This is a genomic window from Allobosea sp. CER48 (assembly GCF_044752385.1).
Taxonomy (GTDB): domain Bacteria; phylum Pseudomonadota; class Alphaproteobacteria; order Rhizobiales; family Beijerinckiaceae; genus Allobosea.
In genome coordinates this window covers 1-1,972 of sequence record NZ_JBIWYK010000524.1, presented here as the reverse complement: position 1 = coordinate 1,972, position 1,972 = coordinate 1, and the positions used below count along the sequence as shown (strand labels likewise).

Below are 1,972 nucleotides of genomic sequence, written 5' to 3'. Positions count from 1 at the left end.
TCCTCGAACTGAGCGGCCTCGTCGACCAATTTCCAGAATGACGGGGCACTGGACGTCGCGCGGAGCGTGATGCCGAACATGGAACGCTCCGAAAGGTCTCGACGGCTGCAACGGCTTCCGCGCCTTGAAGCCGAGGCCGCCGCAGCGACGCGAGCTTCTCAGCCGGCCTTGAGCTTCTTCGCCACGCGCGGCGCAAAATAGGTCAGCACCCCGTCGGCGCCCGCGCGCTTGAAGGCCAGCAGGCTCTCCAGCATGGCCTTGTCGCCGTCGAGCCAGCCATTATTGGCGGCCGCCATGATCATCGCGTACTCGCCGGAGACCTGGTAGGCGAAGGTCGGGACGCGGAAATGATCCTTCACCCGTGCGACCACGTCGAGATAGGGCAGGCCGGGCTTGATCATCACCATGTCCGCGCCTTCTTCGAGATCGAGCATCACCTCTGCGATGGCCTCGTCGGAATTGGCCGGGTCCATCTGGTAGGTGCGCTTGTCGCCGACGAGCGTGGCGTTGGTGCCGATCGCGTCGCGGAAGGGACCATAGAACGCGGAGGCATACTTCGCCGCATAGGCCATGATCTGCACATCCTCATGGCCATCGCCGTCGAGGGCGGCACGGATGGCCCCGACGCGCCCGTCCATCATGTCGGAGGGCGCGATGACGTCTGCGCCGGCATCGGCAAGCGCCTGCGCCTGCTGGACGAGGACGGCGACACTGGCGTCGTTGAGGATGCGCTCGCCGTCCATGACGCCGTCATGGCCATGCGAGGTATAGGGGTCGAGGGCGGCGTCGCAGATGATGCCGATCTGCGGGACCTCGGCCTTGATGGCGCGCACGGCCCGGCACATCAGGTTGCCGGTGTTCAGCGCCTCGGAGCCGGTGGGGTCGCGCAATGCCTTGTCGACATAGGGAAAGGGTGCGATCGCCGGGATGCCCAGCGCAGCGGCCTCGGCCGCCTGCCGCACGGCTTCGTCGACATTGAGCCGGTCGACGCCCGGCATCCATTCGACGGGCGAGCGAGCCTCGGACGAGTCCATCAGGAAGATCGGCCAGATCAGGTCGTCGGTCGTCAGCGCAGACTCGCGCACCAGCCGGCGTGACCAATCCGCCTTGCGGTTGCGGCGCATGCGACGGGCGAGGCCGAGGGAAGGCGCGGCATGCGCCTCGTCCTGCTGCGACTGAGGGGCGGGGAAAGGCCGCACGACCCGGGATTCCATGAATTGTGCCTCAAGCGGTGATTGGGAACGGCCCGGCATTCGTCGATCGGGCGATGTCGGCAGGCCGTTTCCATATCACATCGGAATTATTCCAAAACAGGGCGCGTGGTCGCAAGGCCGCTGGCCGGCCGGCGCAGACCGCAGCACGCGCGATGCCCGTGCGGCCAGGCCAAGTCGCAGTTGCCGTTCCGTCGCGTTGACAAGCCTGCCCCCGCCTTCCAGAACCGCTGCCCATCGGAAGCAGGATCTGACCATGACGCAGGACCAGGAGATCATCTGCGAGATCCGCGGCGCCGCCGGCGTCGTGGTGCTCAATCGGCCGAAGGCGCTCAATGCGCTGAGCCTCGGCATGGTCCGCGAACTCGCCCGTGCGCTCGACGCCTGGGAGAACGATCCGCAGGTGACCCGCGTGGTGGTCATCAGCACGAGCGAGAAGGCTTTCTCGGCCGGCGGCGACATTCGCTGGCTGCATGATTGCGGCAAGGCCGGGCGCCATGAAGAGATGCTCGCCTTCTGGGGCGAGGAATACATCCTCAATCACCGTATCAAGACCTATCCCAAGCCCTATGTCGCGCTGATCGACGGCATCGTGATGGGCGGCGGCGTCGGCATCTCGCTGCATGGCAGCCACCGGATCGCCGGCGACCGCTATCTCTTCGCGATGCCCGAGGTCGGCATCGGCTTCTTCCCCGATGTCGGCGCCACCTACGCGCTGCCGCGCCTGGCCGACGGCTTCGGACGCTTCCTGGCTCTGACCG

2 protein-coding genes are annotated in these 1,972 nt (G+C 66.6%); one reads left to right on the top strand and one right to left on the bottom strand.

Translation table 11 applies throughout. The features are described 5' to 3' along the window. Positions 1–158 precede the first annotated feature (158 nt). Complete coding sequence (gene hemB / locus ACIPIA_RS15115; RefSeq protein ID WP_400510734.1) at positions 159–1,214, bottom strand: porphobilinogen synthase; 1,056 nt, start codon at positions 1,212–1,214, stop codon at positions 159–161. A gap of 253 nt (positions 1,215–1,467) precedes the next feature. Here hemB and ACIPIA_RS15110 point away from each other — a divergent pair. After that, on the top strand, positions 1,468–1,972 hold a 505-nt coding region (locus tag ACIPIA_RS15110; RefSeq protein ID WP_400510733.1), incomplete at its 3' end, for an enoyl-CoA hydratase/isomerase family protein.